General features: G+C 56.3%; 17 protein-coding genes. 9 read left to right on the forward strand and 8 right to left on the reverse strand.

The window, feature by feature from the left end:
• Positions 1-23 precede the first annotated feature (23 nt).
• Positions 24-998: a glyoxylate/hydroxypyruvate reductase GhrB gene (gene ghrB, locus VI01_RS10435; protein WP_045815067.1), complete on the forward strand. Its 975-nt coding sequence runs from the start codon at positions 24-26 to the stop codon at positions 996-998.
• An 82-nt stretch (positions 999-1,080) separates the two neighbouring features.
• On the forward strand, positions 1,081-2,331 hold the full coding sequence (locus VI01_RS10440; protein ID WP_045815068.1) for a valine--pyruvate transaminase: 1,251 nt from the start codon (positions 1,081-1,083) through the stop codon (positions 2,329-2,331).
• On the opposite strand, the gene VI01_RS10445 is transcribed toward VI01_RS10440, so the two are convergent.
• A complete protein-coding gene (locus tag VI01_RS10445) occupies positions 2,328-3,776 on the reverse strand; it encodes a PLP-dependent aminotransferase family protein (RefSeq protein WP_045815069.1) in 1,449 nt (482 codons plus the stop codon). The genes VI01_RS10440 and VI01_RS10445 overlap by 4 nt on opposite strands.
• A gap of 182 nt (positions 3,777-3,958) precedes the next feature.
• Here VI01_RS10445 and VI01_RS10450 point away from each other — a divergent pair, with 182 nt between their 5' ends.
• Genes VI01_RS10450 through VI01_RS10475 form a run of 6 tightly spaced genes read left to right on the forward strand, consistent with a single transcriptional unit; the run spans position 3,959 to position 9,681 of the window.
• Positions 3,959-5,425: a hypothetical protein gene (locus VI01_RS10450; RefSeq protein ID WP_045815070.1), complete on the forward strand. Its 1,467-nt coding sequence runs from the start codon at positions 3,959-3,961 to the stop codon at positions 5,423-5,425.
• A gap of 17 nt (positions 5,426-5,442) precedes the next feature.
• Complete coding sequence (locus VI01_RS10455; protein WP_045815071.1) at positions 5,443-6,720, forward strand: acetyl-CoA carboxylase biotin carboxylase subunit family protein; 1,278 nt, start codon at positions 5,443-5,445, stop codon at positions 6,718-6,720.
• Positions 6,708-7,418, forward strand: coding sequence for a class II glutamine amidotransferase (locus VI01_RS10460; RefSeq protein ID WP_045815072.1), 711 nt, complete (start codon positions 6,708-6,710; stop codon positions 7,416-7,418). The genes VI01_RS10455 and VI01_RS10460 overlap by 13 nt, the downstream gene beginning before the upstream one ends.
• 5 nt (positions 7,419-7,423) lie before the next feature.
• The gene (locus VI01_RS10465) at positions 7,424-8,224 is read left to right on the forward strand and encodes a 2OG-Fe(II) oxygenase (protein ID WP_045815106.1); all 801 of its coding nucleotides are present in this window, start codon (positions 7,424-7,426) and stop codon (positions 8,222-8,224) included.
• A 27-nt stretch (positions 8,225-8,251) separates the two neighbouring features.
• Positions 8,252-8,752 (forward strand): YbaK/EbsC family protein, encoded by a 501-nt coding sequence (locus VI01_RS10470; protein ID WP_045815073.1) that lies wholly within the window; start codon positions 8,252-8,254, stop codon positions 8,750-8,752.
• A gap of 23 nt (positions 8,753-8,775) precedes the next feature.
• Positions 8,776-9,681 carry an EamA family transporter gene (locus tag VI01_RS10475; RefSeq protein WP_038643936.1) on the forward strand — a complete coding sequence of 302 codons (906 nt, stop codon included), beginning with the start codon at positions 8,776-8,778 and terminating at the stop codon, positions 9,679-9,681.
• A gap of 56 nt (positions 9,682-9,737) precedes the next feature.
• Here VI01_RS10475 and ibpA read toward each other — a convergent pair whose 3' ends face one another.
• Positions 9,738-10,154, reverse strand: a complete 417-nt coding sequence (gene ibpA, locus VI01_RS10480; RefSeq protein ID WP_034830093.1) for a small heat shock chaperone IbpA — start codon at positions 10,152-10,154, stop codon at positions 9,738-9,740.
• A gap of 277 nt (positions 10,155-10,431) precedes the next feature.
• Between ibpA and VI01_RS10485 the strand changes: the two genes are divergently transcribed.
• Positions 10,432-10,779, forward strand: a complete 348-nt coding sequence (locus VI01_RS10485) for a YceK/YidQ family lipoprotein (protein WP_045815074.1) — start codon at positions 10,432-10,434, stop codon at positions 10,777-10,779.
• Here the strand turns inward: VI01_RS10485 and VI01_RS10490 are convergent.
• The 6 genes from VI01_RS10490 to VI01_RS10515 all read right to left on the reverse strand — a co-directional run bounded on the left by VI01_RS10490 (position 10,757) and on the right by VI01_RS10515 (position 17,173).
• Entirely contained in the window at positions 10,757-12,019 is a 1,263-nt protein-coding gene (locus VI01_RS10490; protein WP_045815075.1) for a DUF3748 domain-containing protein, read from the reverse strand. The two genes, VI01_RS10485 and VI01_RS10490, sit on opposite strands and share 23 nt — an antisense overlap.
• A 248-nt stretch (positions 12,020-12,267) precedes the next feature.
• The gene (locus tag VI01_RS10495) at positions 12,268-13,560 is read right to left on the reverse strand and encodes an MFS transporter (protein ID WP_038643942.1); all 1,293 of its coding nucleotides are present in this window, start codon (positions 13,558-13,560) and stop codon (positions 12,268-12,270) included.
• 296 nt (positions 13,561-13,856) lie between these two features.
• The gene (dgoD, locus tag VI01_RS10500) at positions 13,857-15,005 is read right to left on the reverse strand and encodes a galactonate dehydratase (protein WP_038643943.1); all 1,149 of its coding nucleotides are present in this window, start codon (positions 15,003-15,005) and stop codon (positions 13,857-13,859) included.
• Positions 15,002-15,619 (reverse strand): 2-dehydro-3-deoxy-6-phosphogalactonate aldolase, encoded by a 618-nt coding sequence (locus tag VI01_RS10505; protein ID WP_038643945.1) that lies wholly within the window; start codon positions 15,617-15,619, stop codon positions 15,002-15,004. Before VI01_RS10505 ends, dgoD begins: the two co-directional genes overlap by 4 nt.
• A complete protein-coding gene (locus VI01_RS10510; RefSeq protein ID WP_045815076.1) occupies positions 15,603-16,478 on the reverse strand; it encodes a 2-dehydro-3-deoxygalactonokinase in 876 nt (291 codons plus the stop codon). The genes VI01_RS10505 and VI01_RS10510 overlap by 17 nt, the downstream gene beginning before the upstream one ends.
• The gene (locus VI01_RS10515) at positions 16,475-17,173 is read right to left on the reverse strand and encodes a FadR/GntR family transcriptional regulator (RefSeq protein ID WP_034829999.1); all 699 of its coding nucleotides are present in this window, start codon (positions 17,171-17,173) and stop codon (positions 16,475-16,477) included. The genes VI01_RS10510 and VI01_RS10515 overlap by 4 nt, the downstream gene beginning before the upstream one ends.
• Positions 17,174-17,300 lie beyond the last annotated feature (127 nt).

Below are 17,300 nucleotides of genomic sequence, written 5' to 3' on the forward strand. Positions count from 1 at the left end.
ACACGTTCTACAGGGAGCAAATGATGAAACCTGCTGTGATTCTTTATAAGAGCCTGCCAGACGATCTGCGCGCTAAACTGGATGCCCATTTTACCGTCACCGAAGTGCATGACGTCTCCCCCGAAACCGTGCAGCAGCATGCCGCACAGTTTGCGCAAGCCGAAGGTTTGCTCGGCTCAGGCGGTAAAGTCAATGGTGATCTGCTGGCAAAGATGCCCGCACTGCGCGCCTGCTCCACCGTTTCCGTGGGCTATGACAATTTCGATGTTGAAGCACTGAATCAGCGCAATGTACTGCTGATGCACACGCCAACTGTTCTGACCGAAACCGTGGCCGATACCATGATGGCACTGGTGCTGAGCACCGCCCGTCGCGTCACCGAATTGGATCAATGGGTTAAAAGTGGTGAGTGGAAGAAAAGCATCGGGCCAGAGCATTTTGGTATCGATGTGCATCACAAAACGCTGGGTATTCTCGGCATGGGCCGTATCGGCCTGGCGCTGGCGCAGCGTGCACACTTCGGTTTCGGCATGAATATCCTCTACAACGCACGACGTCAGCATGAAGAGGCGGAAACCCGCTTCGGTGCACGCGCCTGCGATCTTGAAACGCTGCTGAAAGAGAGTGATTTTGTTTGCATCAGCCTGCCGCTGACCGAGCAGACACATCATATGATTGGCGCTGCACAGCTCAAGATGATGAAACCCAGCGCCATCCTGATTAATGCCGGTCGCGGCCCGGTGGTTGATGAGCAAGCGCTGACGGCGGCATTGAAAGACGGCACGATTCACGCTGCAGGTCTGGATGTGTTTGAAGTCGAACCGGTGCCCGCTGATGCGGAGATCCTCAAGCTGCCGAACGTTGTGGCGCTGCCGCACATCGGTTCAGCCACTCATGAAACGCGTTACGGCATGGCGCGTGATGCGGTGGACAATCTGATTGCTGCGCTGAGCGGCAAAGTCGAGAAAAACTGCGTTAACCCGCAAATCCAGGCCTAAGCTTGCTGCTTTAGCCATTGCGCCTGCCCGTGGCGGGCGCTATGGTGGTTGCCCATTCCCGATTACAATGTTTTAACTTCCTATGTCCTTTTCTCAGTTCGGCGACAAATTTACTCAACATTCCGGCATCTCACGTCTGATGGAAGACATGGGTGAAGGCCTGCGCACGCCTGGCACCATTATGCTCGGCGGCGGCAACCCGGCGCAGATCCCGGCCATCAATGACTATTTCAATCAGCTGCTGCTGCAAATGCATCAGGACGGCAAACTGAGCGAAGCACTGTGCAACTACGATGGTCCGCGCGGCAAAACGCTGCTGCTGGATGCGCTGGCGAACATGCTGCGTGAAGAGCTGGGCTGGCCGATCACCGCGCAAAATATTGCGCTGACCAACGGCAGCCAGAGCGCGTTCTTCTATCTGTTCAATCTGTTTGCCGGGCGCCGTGCTGACGGCAGTAAAAAGCGCGTGCTGTTCCCGCTGGCGCCGGAATATCTCGGTTACGCTGATGCCGGGCTGGAAGAAGATCTGTTTGTTTCCGCCAGGCCGAACATTGAGCTGCTGCCCGAGGGCCAGTTCAAGTATCACGTTGATTTCGACCATCTGCCGCTGAATGAGGACGTGGGCCTGATTTGCGTGTCGCGCCCGACCAACCCAACCGGCAACGTGATCACCGATGACGAGCTGATGCAGTTGGATGCGCTGGCACAGCAGCATGGCGTGCCTCTCCTGATCGATAACGCCTACGGTGTGCCCTTCCCCGGCATTATCTTCAGCGAAGCCCGTCCGCTGTGGAACCCGAATACTATTCTGTGTATGAGCCTATCGAAACTGGGCTTGCCGGGTGCACGTTGCGGCATTATCGTTGCCGATGAAAGCACGATTAGCGCGATTGGTAACATGAACGGCATCATCAGCTTAGCGCCAGGCAGCATCGGCCCGGCGATTGCCACTGAAATGATTGTGCGCGGTGATTTGCTGCGTCTGTCGGAAGAGGTGATCAAGCCGTTCTATCAGGCCAAGGTAAGCGAGACGATTGCCATTCTGCGCCGCTATCTGCCGGAAGATCGCTGCCTGATTCACAAACCCGAAGGCGCGATTTTCCTTTGGTTGTGGTTCCGCGACCTGCCGATCAGCACCGAAGCGTTGTATCAGCGCCTGAAAGCGCGCGGCGTGCTAATGGTGCCTGGCCACTTCTTCTTCCCCGGTCTGGAGCAGGAATGGCCGCATACGCATCAGTGCATGCGCATGAACTATGTACCGGATGCGGAGCAGATTGAACGCGCGGTGCAGATTCTGGCGGAAGAGCTGGAAATGATAGCTAACGAGGCTTAATCCGCCGTTAATGACAGCTGGCACCACTCTGCCAGCTGTTTGATCGCCTGCTCCACTTCCGCATTCCAGCCAAAACCGGCATTCAGCCGGAAACAGTGATCGTAGCGATGATCGGTGGCAAAGATGTGCCCTGGCGCGATGCCGATGCCCGCGTTACGCGCCTTCAGAAACAGTGCGCGCACGTTTAACGACTGAATTGGCATTTCCACCCACAACACATAGCCGCCTTCCGGATCCGATACACGCGTTTCCGCAGGGAAATAACGCAACACCGCCTGGCGCATATGGTGGATTTGATTCTTCAGCTCACGACGCAATTTGCGCAGATGCGCATCGTAGCCGCCGCTGCGCAGCAGTTCGGCAATCGCCGCTTGTGACAACACCGAGGTGCCCATGCTGGTGGTGTATTTCAGCGAGGCGATTTTGCGCATGTAATTAATGCTGTGCACCCAGCCAATGCGGATACCGGGCGCCACCGTTTTCGAGAAGCCGCTGCACAGAATGGCATTCGGGCTGAAGGCGCGCATCGGGAACGGACGGCGATCGCCAAAGGCCGTATCACCAAAGATATCGTCCTCAATGATCACCACATCGTTTTCATCGGCCTGACGCGCAATATAGGCCTTCTGCTCGTTGGGAATGCTTTTCCCCAGCGGATTATTGATGTTGTTGATGGTGAGATAGGCCTGCACCGCTTTACGCTGAAACAGCGCGGTGAGCTTGCTGACGTTAACATAACCTTCCGGCCCGGCTTCCACTTCAATCACGCGCAGATTGAGGTTATGCAGCATCTGCAACAGCACGAAGTAGCACGGCGATTCCACTGCCACGATATCACCGGGGCGGGTCGTGGCGCGCAGAGCCAGTGAGATAGCTTCGATGCAGCCGTTGGTGATCAGGATGTCATCAGCGCTGATATTGCAGCCATAATCCACCGCGCGGCGTGCAATCTCGGCTTTGAGCGGCGCATAGCCGGTGCCTTTCACCGTGTTTCCGAGCAGCGCCGGTTTGCTGTAGCCCATCTGGCGCATCAGCAATCCAATTTTCTTGACCGGATAGAGCGAGATATCGCCATTGGCCAGATCCAGCCGCACACGACAATCGGAGCCCAGCATCGCCAGATGCAGCTCGGTTTGCTCATCCAGCGGGGCGACTTCACGCGGCTGTTCGCTGTGGATGGCTGCGGGTAACGCCCTGGGAACCTGACGGGGTGCAACAAAAAAACCGGACTTAGGACGCGCCACCGCATAGTGTTCATCCTCCAGCGTCCGTAATGTTTTCAGGGCGGTGGTCATGCTGACGCTGTACTGTGTTGCCAGCGTACGTACCGACGGTAAACGGCTATCAGGCGGCAACGATCCGCTGTGAATCGCCTCCTTTATCTGCTCTGCAATCTGACGGTAACGACTACTCTGACTCTCCTGTTCACCCGTTCCATCCGCCATCTGTTCCACCCTATATCGTGCTGATCTGTGCGTATCCATCAGATTACATTCAAAGTACTTTAGGCTGCATCTGTTTATTCAGCCTCAGACATTCATTCCGTTGCAACTTCGTGGCCCCTTTTCCTGCCCGTTGCCGCCAGCACGGTAACGGCGATTTTATTAGCCAAAGGATGAAGTGAAAAATGAATAATCTGTCCACCATGATGAGAGAAATTGAAGGTTATCTCACGCCCGCGATTATCGATTCTGCTCAACGCTGTTCTCAACGCTTACTTGCCGCCTTGCCCGATAGCAAAAATCCCGCGAACAATCGCGTGCTGCTCGCCTATGGCGGCGGGAAAGACAGCAGCTATATGGTGGCGTATGTGCGCTACATTCAGGGGTTGATCTGGCAGCAGCAGGGCAGCACCTTCCAGCTGCGCATCAGCACCAATCGTCACGCGGCGATGAACGACAGTGTGATGGAAAATATCGACCGGGTATATCGTGCACTGCACATTCCGGGGGATGACTTTACCGAATGCCTGGTGACCGATGGCCTGCAAATCCGCCACTTCGAACGCCATTTGCCGATGCCCGATAGCGTGCGTCAGCAGAATCGCAACGATGTGCTGATGAATGGCCATCGCTTCCGTGCCGATGCGCGTTCCACTTTCTGTAACGCCTGCAACCTCAGCATGGTGAACTCGTTTGGCCTTGCCGCGCATTACGAGGGCGGCGTGGATGTGATCATCACCGGTGATTCGCCGCAGGAGCAAACCGCTTACCTCGCCTGGGCTCGTCATCTTTCACGCCTGTTTGATGCGCCCGTTGCCGACAAATCACGCGGCTTTAGCGGCTTCCTGCAAACCCTCGATGGCGTGGCAGAACGCTATTTCGCCGACATTTACGGCGCCGATCAGGTTACCCCGGCCCATCGCATCACCTGGCAGCTGGCGCGCGATCCGCTGTTCTTCAACATCTATCAGGACACCGCCTATGAAGCCGGTGCGCACTGGTCACTGCTCACTGAATTTATGCACTTCCGCTTTGATGAGCTGATGTTCAGCTTCTCTGAATCGGACTGCGGCAACCCGACGTTAATGGCACATATTCGCGGTCTGCGAGCGGAGACGCTGATGCAGCGTAGCTACGCCGAAGGCATTCGCGAATATGTGCGCTTTGCGCTCGGCCTGATGGAGAAGAAAGATTTCCCGCCGCAACTGATTGCGGAAATGGCGGCGCGTTATCAGGACGATGCGGCGATTGAACGTGCTCGCCAGCGTGCAGCACAGTTTGCCGAACAGGCCTTTGGCCTCAACGAAACCCAGCTGGTGTGCATGATCTATTCGCCGTTTATCGCGCAGGGCCACCAGCTCAACGTCTGGCTGCAACAGCTCAACCAGGCACCCAATGAGCAGGCGGTGCGGGCGCTGCTGTGTGGCGATAGCGATGACCTGCTGCTGGCTCAGCAGCTTGAGCACCTCTCCGGCCTGACCATTGCGCAGATGCGCCAGTGCTGGCGCAGTGCGCAGGTTAATACATTGCTGGATGGTACGCGCGGCGATGCGCTCTCACGCGTGCTGCGTTTCGATCCGCACAAAGCAGTGATTCAGGTCAACAACGGTGCCTTGCAAGACATCGTTACTGAAGTGATCTCCGGGCGATAACCCGGTAAGGCGACGCGATGAGAAAGATTTTCCTGCAGATTGGTGCCACGCGTGACGGGCAAAATCCGTACTGTGCGGTGGCAAAACGCGAGGGCTATTTTACCGTGCTGGCGGAGATGGGCGACTTTGTCGACTATCAAAGCTTAAGCATTCAGCTGCCGTTCGATCTGATTGTGCGTCTCGATCGCCCGGAAAATCCGTGGGATGTGTTACAAGCCTGCCTGCGAGCGGGCTTACTGGAACATCCTCAGGTGGTGCTGGCGGGCTTTGAAGCCTACAACACCAGCGCCGGTCGCGTGCGTGAACTGCTGGCCGGGCCGGATGCCGGCCCGAGCTTTATTCCGCCGGATAAGTACGCGCAGCGCATGGCTCTGCGTAAAGCCTGGCCGCGCTTCCCACAGCCGGAGTTTCGCTTCTTTGCCTCACCACTGAGCATTCGTGACGCGCGTGATGCGCTGCTGTATCCCTGCGTGATCAAACCGGTGGATGGCGGCGGCGGATTAGGGATCTGGCTGGTGGAAGAGGCCAGCCAGCTCGATGCGGTGATCGGCAAGCTGGTGGAGACCATGAACTACGGCGGACGCGGCTTCAGCGGTTTTATCGTCGAAAGCTGGCTGCCGGGCGACGAATATTCACTACAAGGTGTGGTGGATAACGGACACGCGGTGGCGCTGACCTGCTGTCAGAAGGTGATCGAGCACCACATAGATGCAGAAGGCTGTATCAGCTTTTACGAATCCGGCCATGTGGCGATGGCCGCGCAACAGCTGCCTGCGGCCTTTGCCAGTTTGATGAGCTTTTGCTGCGAGACCTTTGGCTATCGCCAGGGTGCCTTCCACATCGATTTCATTATGGTGAACGGTGAACCACACTTCCTGGAAATGGGTTTCCGTTTGTCGGGCATGGGCGTGGTGAATCTGGTCGAGGAAGTCACCGGTATCAACTGGGCAGAGGTGGCGTTTCAGATTGAAGCCGGGCGCGGTTTGCCTGTGCTGCACTTCCCGGAGCAACCCCAGGCTATTGGCCGCCTGCGCCTGCGTCAGCGCCTGCAATTCGACGCTGCGGAGCGCTGGATCGCTGAACATCAGCGCGGTCAGCTACTGCCACCGCTCAATCTGCCCGCGCTGGCCGTCTCGCCGCGATCCTCGTTGTATGCCGATCTCACTCGCCATGCCGGTATTCTCGCCACCTTCCGCCTCGCGGCAGACAGCCGGGACGACGTGCTGGCGCTGTTTCAGCAGATTCTCGATGTTCCGTCCTTAGCCCCCCGGAGAGATCTTCTATGTGCAGAATGATTCTGGCATACGGCCAGTTTAATGCGGCAGCGGTACTGGACGCCGCTCGCGCGATGAGCTGCGGCGAAACGGCAACCCATGAGGGCCCGATCAAACAGCACCCGAATGGCTGGGGCTGTTTATGGCTGGATCAGGGAAAGATTCGCACCCTGCATGGCACTGGCACCTTTGCTGATGCGCTGCCCGGTATTGATGTTGATGCACTGCGTCACAGCCGTTTTCTGGCGGTACATGTACGCCATGCCACGCTGAGCAAAAACCAGGGCATTGAGTTTTCTCACCCGCTTTGGCGTACCAGCGGCGCAACACAGTGGTACATGATGCACAACGGCTTTTTACCCACGGTTTATGCGCAACTGGGCATGGCGGAATCGCGCTTTGACTCCGCCGAATACCTGGAATACATCGTCGATCAGGTGACGCCTGCCGATTTTACCCGTGACTACCTGCGCAGCAAGATGGCGCGCGTGGCACCGGGCGGCAGTGCGGCTAATGCGATTTTTGTCACCCGGGATAAAGCCTGGGCGTGGCAGTGGCATCCCGATGACACCCCTTATCCTGACTATTTCACGTTGCACCATTATCAAAACAACAGCACCACTTTTATCTCTTCTGAACCTATTGCTGCATTGGGCACGGCGTCTGACTGGCGTCGCATGAACAACCATGAACTTCATGAATTTCCACTTGGGGAGTGATCAGCATGGCCATTTTCAATCAGATACGCGTTATCCATCCAAAAATGTTCGTCGAAAGTACCTGGCTGGATGACATCGTGACCGCGCGCGTGCCGCTGTTGGTGCTGCGCAATTTCCTGACGCCTGAAGTACGCGAAGCGGTAGTGGACGATCTGCAACAGTGCCGCGATCAGGTGCGCGTCTCGCGCTATCCGAATGGCGCACTGACCACGCTCGGCCCCTATCTGGCTAAACACACTCGCGCACCAGAAAATTACTTTACCGAGCTGCGCGACATCCAGCCTGCTCTGCCACCGTCACTGCACTGCCTGCGCGATCAGGTTTACAACTGGGTGAAGCACTCATTGCGTCTGGAGAGTCTGCACACTGCCCGCGAGCCGGAGTTGGGCGATTACGCGGGTTCGATTGTGCGCTTTCATGCCAATGGCGTCGCCAATCCACTGCATAACGACAACATCGTACGCGATGCCGCGGGCAGTGGTTTGGCCGTCACCAACATCCTGCATCAACTGAGCTGTGTGGTCTGTTTGCAGGAGTGTCACGCGGGCGGGGAACTGCGGATATTCAACAAGAAGTGGCATCCCGTGGATGAGCGCTTCAAAACGCCGGGTGAACTCGGCTATCAGACTGGCGTCATTGAGCAAAGCGAGGCGTGTGAGTTCTCTCCACGCAGCGGCGACATCTATCTGTTTAATCCTGCGTTTTATCACGAGATTGATCGCGTGGAAGGCGACACGCGCATCACCATGGGCTTTTTCTTTGGCCTGACCGACAAAAAAATGAAGCACGCCATTGCCTGGAGTTAATGCCGGGCCTTCGACGAGGAGAGGAAGATGAATACCTTTGAAAAAATCACCGCCCTGCTTGATCAACACCACGCGGACTATCGCGTGGTGGAGCATGAGGCCATCGGCCAGACCGATGTGATCAGCAGCATTCGCGGCAACGATCTCAATCAGGCGGCCAAAGCGATGGTGCTGGAAGTCACGATGCCGGACGGCGCCGATGCGCGCTACCTGCTGGCGATTGTACCGGGTGATTGCAAGATCAACTTCAAAAGTGCCGCGCTCGCCATTGGCGGCAAGAAGTCGAGCTTTGCCGCGCCAGAGAAAGCGCAGGATCTGACGCAGTGTGTGATGGGCGCGGTGCCGCCCTTTAGTTTTGATGACCGACTGGCGTTGCGCGTTGATACGCGCCTGCGTGATGTCGGCACGCTGTGGTTTAACGCCGGTGCGCTGGAGCGTTCCGTGGCGCTGAATGTGGATGATTTTTTTCGTGTTGTCGGCGATGACTGTTGTGCAGACATTGCCACTCCGATGACGGCGACTGCCTGAAACGGCTGCAGTAAGGAACGAGTATGTCAGTAAAAGATATGATGTTAGCCCTGTGCGTGGTGGTGGTGTGGGGCGTGAATTTCGTGGTGATCAAACTGGGCCTGCACGATATGCCGCCGTTTCTGCTGGCGGGATTGCGTTTTGCGTTAGTGGCATTTCCGGCGATCTTCTTTGTGAAGCGGCCGCAGATCCCTTTGCGCTGGCTGATTGTGTACGGCATGACCATCAGCTTCGGTCAGTTCGCTTTCTTGTTTCTGGCGATCAAACTCGGCATGCCAGCAGGACTGGCCTCTCTGGTATTACAGGCGCAGGCGTTCTTTACGCTGCTGCTGGGGGCTTTATTGCTGGCGGAAAAACTGCGCTGGAACCACATCGCCGGGATTTTGGTGGCGACACTTGGCATGTTTATGCTGGCAACAGCGGGCATGGAGGGGCAAACCACTGCTGGGATTACGCTGACCACCATGATGCTGACCCTGGCGGCGGCGCTGTCGTGGGGACTGGGCAATATCACCAACAAGATCATACTGCGTAACCGTAAGGTGCCGGTGATGTCGCTGGTGGTGTGGAGTGCACTGGTGCCGATCGTGCCCTTTTTCGCCTGCTCATGGTGGTTCGATGGCGAGGCAGCGATCGTCACCAGTCTGCTGCATATCTCGTTGCAGACTCTACTGGCGCTAATTTATCTCGCGTTTATTGCCACCATTGTCGGCTATGCGATCTGGGGCAATCTGCTCGGTCGCTATGAGACCTGGCGTGTTGCGCCGCTATCACTGCTGGTGCCGGTGGTGGGCATTCTCAGTGCCGCGCTGGTGCTCGACGAGACCTTGTCAGCGCAGGAAATTCTCGGCGCATCGGTGATTATTCTCGGTCTACTGGTGAACGTGTTTGGCGGGATGGTAAGCCAGCGATTATGGGTGCGCACCTGATCGACAGAAACAAAAACGCCGCATTTCTGCGGCGTTTCCTTCTCAACACAATATCCTTAATTCAGGATTTCAATGCGACGCGGTTTCGCTTCTTCAGGAACGATGCGTTCCAGATCGATGCTCAGCAGGCCAAGTTCGAGACGCGCATCGCGCACCACGATGTGATCGGCCAGCTGGAATTTGCGCTCAAAGTTACGTTCGGCGATACCCTGATACAGGTATTTGCGCTCCGGTTGCTCTTCGGGGTGTGCACCGCGAATAATCAGCACATTGTCGTGTGAGGTGATATCTAACTCGCTCTGGGCAAAGCCCGCAACGGCAATGGTGATGCGATAGTGGTTTTCATCCACCAGCTCAACATTGTAAGGAGGATAGCCACCATTGGCCTGGTTCTGATTGGACTCAAGCAGACTAAACAGACGGTCGAAACCAATAGCAGAACGATAAAGCGGAGTAAGATCAAAGTTACGCATAAAAAGACTCCTGAAAATCAGCAAGTTTTGGCAACCTTCCACCATGGACAGGTTGTGCGGCCCGCTGCTGTCCCTGTCGGCGACAGCAAGGCGACCCTGTAGTAAAAATGGGTGCACTTTGATCGCTTTCAAGGGCAATACGTATTTTCTTGCGGCAATTTTGACGAAATAGCATACACTCAGAAATTCTTCGCCTGCATCGCATGACATCGCCACAGAGCTTTGCTGCAGCAGGAGACACACTCCAGCCAGAAGTGATGGCTGTAGGGATGATGAAATGAAAATGATGAAAAGCTTTCCGCTCACCGGCCTGCTGGTCTGTAGCGTCTTGACTACTTCGGGTTGCTCCAGCGTCATGTCTCACACTGGCGCCAGCCAGGGTTATTATCCCGGCACACGCGCCAGCGCAGATATGATTGCCGATGACAATACCAGCTGGGCGATTAAGCCGCTGGCGGTGATCGATCTGCCCTTCTCCGCCGTACTGGATACGATTCTGTTGCCGTGGGATTACTTCCGCACTGACAAAGATTCGGCGCATGACCGTGTGCTGCAAAGCGAAAAATTGGCTGGCACTGACGCCAGCCTGGCAACCGCAGCGGCTATGCCACCGACGTCACACTGACGCGGAACAGCTGACGCCAGCCATCCACATCTCGCATATAGGCTACCTGCTTGCCGTCCGGTGACCATACCACCGCATCACCGGAAGGCGGCTGCTCGCTGCGTTTTGTTAAGCGTGTACAGTGCCCGGTCGCTACCTCACAGCGCATCACGCTGTTATCGCAAATAAAAGCGATCGCCTCGCCTGATGGTTGCCAGCTGAATGCCGACTGAATACTGCTGCTGAGCTGCGTAATCTGGCGCGCTTCGCCCCCGTTGGGCGACACACTCCACAGCTGCACAACACCCTGTTCATCCGCCATCAGGAAGGCGATGGCGCTACCGTCCGGCGATGCGCGCAACCAGTGGCGGGGCTGCAATGCTAATCCTTTACTGTGAGTGATGCGGCGCTGCTGCACGCCAGCAGGCGGTGCAGGCAGTTTTTCCGTCGTGCCTTGCAAGGGTATTGCGCCGGGTTTAGCGTAATCACTCAGCGCCTCGGGCAAATCCACCACAAATACTTCCGGCACTTTCTCGCCGTTGGCAGCACGTGTATCGCCGATAAACGCCAGCGCCCAGCGCTGCCAGCTGCCATCGGTTTTCTGATAGCCACGATCGCCGATCCAACCCTCTTCATAAGCGCGGTCAATCTGATCGCTACCCGGTTGCGGATCACGCGTTGTCTGGCTCACCAGCACGCAGTAATGGCTGCCATCGTATTCACGGGGATGCTGTTTAGGCGGACACACCGGATGCAGCGGTACGGCCACGCCGACATTACGCAAATCCTCACGCGCATCTTTCTCATGCATCACATGGTCGTTATACGTAAAGCTGAGGCGCGATCCGTCTGGGCTGAATACATGGACATGCGAGCCGCCGCGCAATGCGCCGGGCGTATAAGGTGCGGTGATGTCGCAGGCATCGAGATTTTCCGCATTACCCTGCTGCACGATGACGCCGCGACGATGATGGAAATCGTAACGCCAGTGCGCATCGGGATGCTCCGGGCCATGAATACACACATAGCGCGGCGGCAGATCCGGGCTGACGGTGACCACGCCGACATGCGCGCCGTCGCGTGCCTGATAGAGCACCTCGACCGCACCGCTTTCGACGTTGACACGTTCGATGGTCAGACTGGTAAAGGACGCGCCCGACGGACGGACATCAAACGCCAGCCACTGGCTGTCAGCGGTCCAGACGTTGATATTGGTGAGCTGATGATGACGCTGTGCAAAGGTGAGTTGTTTTTCTGACATGAGGCAACCTTACATCCAACAGTTGCCGAACAAAGTACGCGATTATCGGGTGAGGTGCAGCAGGCGTGGCGCAATAATTTGCGAGCGGTTGGCGCGATTCAATACGCATCGATGCGTTAGAAATGAGTGACAGATTGCAGAATAAAGCACTAACGGATTGCGCGACTAAACACGGGCAGACGCGCCATAGATGATGCCGCTACGCATCATGTATGTCCGTAGCGGCAGGTTTTATCGCGCGTTATCGATCACCCTACGCGCTTCACATCCCCGACCAACAGGATATATGACAACGCACCGACCAACGCCACGGCAGAGATATACACCAGCGCCGGGGCAAAGCCGTAGTCCTGCGCCAGGTAGCCCACCACCAGCGGCACCGTGATGCCACCTAATCCACCGATAAAGTTGAACATCCCACCGGTCAAACCAATCAGGCGAACCGGCGCCAGCGACGACACCAGCGACCAGGTAATAGAGGCGAAGCCGTTGCCGAAGAACGCGATGGCCATCAGCGTCATGATCCACACCGGATCGTTGGTGTAGTTAGCCCCCATGATGCAGGTAGAGATCAGCAATCCGCAGATAATCGGCGTTTTACGCGCAAAACCAAGGGAACGCCCGCTGCGCACCAGACGATCGGCCACGATGCCAGAAAGAATCACACCAAAGAAGGCGGCCAGGAACGGCACGGTCGTCATAAAACCGGCCGTGAGCGCAGAGATGTGTTTTTCCTGCGTCAGATAGTTCGGGAACCAGGTCAGGAAGAACCACAGCGTGGAGGTAACAGCGAATTGCCCAAGATACACGCCGCACAGTTTGCGATGGAACACCAGCTTCCAGTCGGCGGCGGTGAGTTTGGTGCGCGTTTTTTTCGCCGCGGGTGCATCGCCGTCCACCATCGCACCCCCTTCACGGATATAGTCCAGTTCCGCCTGGTTGATGCCTTTGCTCTGGCTTGGGGCTTGATAGAACTTGATCCACACCAGCGACCAGATGATGCCGATAGCGCCTGTGATGATGAACACCCAGTGCCAGCTCAACAGTTCCTGAATCCAGATCAGCAGCGGTGTGAGAAAGGCGAGACCGACAAACTGACCGGAGGTATAAAAGCCCACGGCAGAGGCGCGCTCCTGCTCCGGGAACCAGCTGGTGACCAGACGATTGTTGGTCGGGAACGCGGGCGCTTCAAAGATGCCGGTAATGGCACGCAAGCCAATCAGCGATAATAATCCGCTGGCAAAACCCTGGAATAACGTGGCGACCGACCAGCCGAAGATGGCAATAAAATAGGTCAGGCGGGAACCGACGCGATCGAGGAACCAGCCGCCGGGGATCTGGCACAGCGTATATAACCAGGCAAAGGCAGAGAAGACATATCCCATCTCCGCTTTACTGATGCCGAACTCTTCCTGAATATGCGCAGAGGCCACCGCTAAATTAGCGCGGTCGACATAGCAAATCACCACCGTAATAAAGATCATCAGCAGCGTAATATAACGGCGCCGGGTTGGTTTGGCCTGAACAGCAGAGAGATCCATGGTGTGTCTCCGTAATCGTATTTGTAGTTCAGGCGTGACGATGCCCGCCGCTACAAATGCAGGGTAAGGATAGTGAAGGTAAAACCGCACAGGCGGTAAATGTCATCTGCCGGGATAAGGCTGAGCGAGGCCCTATGCCTTATTTCACCGGCATATCTTTATCTAAAAGATTTTATAAATTCTTATACCCTAAATAATTCGACGTGCAGAAAGGTGGCAAGGGAATACATTCCCAGCAGCTTACTTAAGGTGAGTAAGCACAGCCAACGCATCTGTAGCTTAAATTATGACGGGTATTACCACTCAGCGACCGATCCGTCTGGGAAACGCCATAATGGATTACGCCAGTCCGGTGCATTCTTACTTCTTTCAATCACCAGCTCTTCGTTAATTTCCACGCCGAGACCCGGTTTATTCAGCGGATAGAAGTGACCATCATCCATTTTGAAATCATCTTTATTGATGACGTAATCCAGCAGTTCAGCACCCTGATTATAGTGAATGCCCATGCTCTGCTCCTGGAACACCGCGTTGCGTGATACGAAATCGACGTGCAGGCAGGCAGCCAGCGCGATGGGGCCGAGCGGACAGTGTGGTGCCAGCGCCACATCGTAAGACTCTGCCATCGCGGCAATTTTGTAGCATTCGGTGATACCGCCCGCATGCGACAGATCCGGTTGCAGAATCGCCAGGCCACCCGCTTCCAGCACACGCTTGAACTCGAAGCGCGAGAACATACGTTCGCCTGCGGCAATCGGAATATGGGTTTGTGCCGCCAGACGCGGATAATATTCCGCCTGTTCCGCCAGCACCGGCTCTTCAATAAACAGCGGACGATACGGCTCCAGCTCTTTGATCAGCACTTTCGCCATTGGCGCACTGACGCGACCATGGAAATCGAGACCGAACTCAATCTCTTTGCCAAAGGCTTCGCGAATCTGTGCCACGGTATTCACCGCTGCATCCACTTTGCGCGAGTTGTCGATAATGCCCATCTCTTCGCATCCATTCAGCTTGAAGGTGTCGAAGCCAATCTTGCGCAGTTTCTTGATGCCATCGACCACTTCTTCCGGACGATCGCCGCCTACCCAGCTATACGCCTTGATGCTGTCACGCACCAGACCACCAAGCAACTGATACACCGGCACACCCAGCGCTTTGCCTTTGATATCCCACAATGCCTGGTCGATACCGGCGATGGCGCTCATCAGAATCGGACCGCCGCGATAGAATCCACCGCGATACATCACCTGCCACAAATCGTTGATGCGTGCCGGGTCCTGACCAATCAGATATTCCGACAGCTCATGCACGGCCGCTTCGACGCTGCGCGCGCGCCCTTCAATTACTGGTTCGCCCCAGCCAACAATGCCTTCATCGGTTTCGATTTTCAGGAACATCCAGCGCGGCGGCAGGCGATAAGTGGTCAGTTTGGTAATTTTCATCGTACAGCATCCTTATAAGCAGCAATAAATGCGCGAGCTTTCTCCACAGTGCGCGACAGCGGCTGGCCGGCGCGATAGAGATCGCTGCCCAAACCTGCGCCAATGCAGCCTGCGGCCAAAAATTCATGCAGGTTTTCTGGCGTCACGCCGCCCACCGCAAACACCGGCACTTCCGGCGGCAGCACCGCTTTCAAAGCCTTGATGTAGCCCGGACCAAACGCCGACGATGGGAAGATTTTCAGCGCCTGGGCACCCGCCTGCAGTGCGGTGAAGGCTTCGGTAGCAGTGGCGCAACCTGCAGCTACAATCATCCCTTGCGCCACGGCCTGACGGATCACGGCCGCATCGGTATTCGGCGTCACTACCAGCTTACTGTTAAGCGTGGCCAGCTCATCGACCTGCGCCGGATGCAACACGGTGCCCGCACCGATCAGCGCTTTATCGCCGAAAGTCTGCACCATCGCGCCGATGCTTTTGGCCCATTCCGGTGAATTCAGCGGGATCTCAATGGCATCGAAACCCGCTTCAATCAGGGCACCCACGTGCGCTTCGGCCTCGTCTGGCGTGATGCCACGCAGGATGGCGATCAATGGCAATTTAGTGTGCCAGGTCATCTGCAATACTCCTTATTCCATGCTGGAACGCGCGGTCGCCTTCCAGGGTAACTGAATCCATGCCGATAAATTGCAGCGCCTGCTGATAACGCTGCGCCAGCGCATTTCCAGCAATAATGATGATCGGTTGGCTGCGATCCGCGTGTTGCGTCATCAACGCCACTTCATGACCAATCAGCAGGCCGGATAGGAAATCGCTGATATGGCGGCGATCGCGTGCGCCCAATACATGAGAAGCACGCACTTCGAACAGCCGGGAAAGGATCGATGCGTCGTGGCTGCCGACCGCTAAGCCCTCACGGAAAGCGGCCGGATTCTCTTCCTGCTCGGGTAAACCCGCACCAATCAGCGACTGTTTCAGCAGTAGATGATGCAGTTCACCCGTCATCACCGTGCGAAAGTCCAGCACACGCTGCTGCTCCACCTGCACCCATTTGGCATGCGTGCCAGGCATCACATACTGCGTGGCGGGTTGCAGCGCTAAGGCACCTAGCAATTGCGTTTCTTCACCGCGCATCACGTTGTAGTTGTCAGCACGTTCGACACTCAATCCCGGCACGATCCATGCTTTGTCTTCAACGCGGGTCAGGCGGCTGCTGAGTTGGTCCAACGCCACCGGACAGGCCAGATAAGGCACTGCAAGCCAGCCTGCATTGCTACCGACCATGCCCGCCATCACCACCGGCACGTCATTCACTGGCCAGCCATCTGTCACACTAGCAAATACCTCTGCGGGCGTGCGTCCGCCAAGACGCGTGACGCCCGCTTCTGACCGGCGCTCATCAACGCAGTTGCCCTGCTGATAATGCCAGGCACGCAGATTAGTTGAGCCCCAATCAATCGCGATATAGCTGGTCACATAATCTCCTTGAGTCGGGCAGTGGAGCTGGCGATCATCGCTTTCGCCGCCTGCTCCGCCGCATCGCCATCCTGGTGTCGGATAGCATCAAATAGCGCTTTGTGTTCGGCTAAGGTGCGCGGCATGTTGCCGGAATCCGCCATGTAGGTTTTCGCAAACACCGCTTTCTGTAACTGGCTGATCGCCACGTTAAGCTGCTGCAATACCGGATTGTGCACCGAAGCTAGCACTGCTTCGTGGTAGCGGATATCCGCCTCATTGAATGCTTCCCGATCGAGATGATGAGCAACCATGTCGTTATAAGCCTGCTCAATCGCCGCCAAATCGTTGGAGGTCGCGCGTTCCGCCGACCAGCGCGCAATCTGCGGCTCCACCAGCACGCGCACTTCACTCATGGCGGCAATCAGTCTGGGATCTTGATCGTGCGCCAGTGCCCATTGCAGGACATCGCTGTCGAGGTAATTCCACTGATTGCGCGGCGTGACAAAGGCGCCACGGTAACGCTTCATCTCCATCAACCGCTTTGCCATCAGCGAGCGAAATACTTCTCGGATGATGTTGCGCGAGGTGCCAAACCGTTCACACAACTCGGCTTCGGCGGGCAACGCAGCGCCCGGCACATACTTCCCTGCTACAATTTCTTCACCCAGCGTCAGGATGATGCGCTCGGTTTTGCTTAATTGTTCTTGCGTCATGATGTTCCATTCAGTGAAAGACGGTAGCGCATCAGATTACTGCTTTCGTGTGGTGAAACCCAACTGACACCTTAATCAGTGATGCCGATTGTAGTACTAACTTAATTGGTTGTACTACAATCTGGAT

It is taken from the genome of Pantoea sp. SM3, assembly GCF_000963995.1.
Taxonomy (GTDB): Bacteria; Pseudomonadota; Gammaproteobacteria; order Enterobacterales; family Enterobacteriaceae; genus Pantoea; species Pantoea rwandensis_B.

Coding starts and splice junctions, on each gene's coding strand:
- VI01_RS10490 (WP_045815075.1), bottom strand. CDS start 12,019: ATGTCAGAAAAACAACTCACCTTTGCACAGCGTCATCATCAGCTCACC.
- ibpA (WP_034830093.1), bottom strand. CDS start 10,154: ATGCGTAACTTTGATCTTACTCCGCTTTATCGTTCTGCTATTGGTTTC.
- VI01_RS10450 (WP_045815070.1), top strand. CDS start 3,959: ATGAATAATCTGTCCACCATGATGAGAGAAATTGAAGGTTATCTCACG.
- VI01_RS10475 (WP_038643936.1), top strand. CDS start 8,776: ATGTCAGTAAAAGATATGATGTTAGCCCTGTGCGTGGTGGTGGTGTGG.
- VI01_RS10465 (WP_045815106.1), top strand. CDS start 7,424: ATGGCCATTTTCAATCAGATACGCGTTATCCATCCAAAAATGTTCGTC.
- VI01_RS10470 (WP_045815073.1), top strand. CDS start 8,252: ATGAATACCTTTGAAAAAATCACCGCCCTGCTTGATCAACACCACGCG.
- VI01_RS10455 (WP_045815071.1), top strand. CDS start 5,443: ATGAGAAAGATTTTCCTGCAGATTGGTGCCACGCGTGACGGGCAAAAT.
- VI01_RS10505 (WP_038643945.1), bottom strand. CDS start 15,619: ATGACCTGGCACACTAAATTGCCATTGATCGCCATCCTGCGTGGCATC.
- VI01_RS10495 (WP_038643942.1), bottom strand. CDS start 13,560: ATGGATCTCTCTGCTGTTCAGGCCAAACCAACCCGGCGCCGTTATATT.
- VI01_RS10440 (WP_045815068.1), top strand. CDS start 1,081: ATGTCCTTTTCTCAGTTCGGCGACAAATTTACTCAACATTCCGGCATC.
- ghrB (WP_045815067.1), top strand. CDS start 24: ATGAAACCTGCTGTGATTCTTTATAAGAGCCTGCCAGACGATCTGCGC.
- VI01_RS10485 (WP_045815074.1), top strand. CDS start 10,432: ATGAAAATGATGAAAAGCTTTCCGCTCACCGGCCTGCTGGTCTGTAGC.
- VI01_RS10515 (WP_034829999.1), bottom strand. CDS start 17,173: ATGACGCAAGAACAATTAAGCAAAACCGAGCGCATCATCCTGACGCTG.
- VI01_RS10445 (WP_045815069.1), bottom strand. CDS start 3,776: ATGGCGGATGGAACGGGTGAACAGGAGAGTCAGAGTAGTCGTTACCGT.
- VI01_RS10460 (WP_045815072.1), top strand. CDS start 6,708: ATGTGCAGAATGATTCTGGCATACGGCCAGTTTAATGCGGCAGCGGTA.
- dgoD (WP_038643943.1), bottom strand. CDS start 15,005: ATGAAAATTACCAAACTGACCACTTATCGCCTGCCGCCGCGCTGGATG.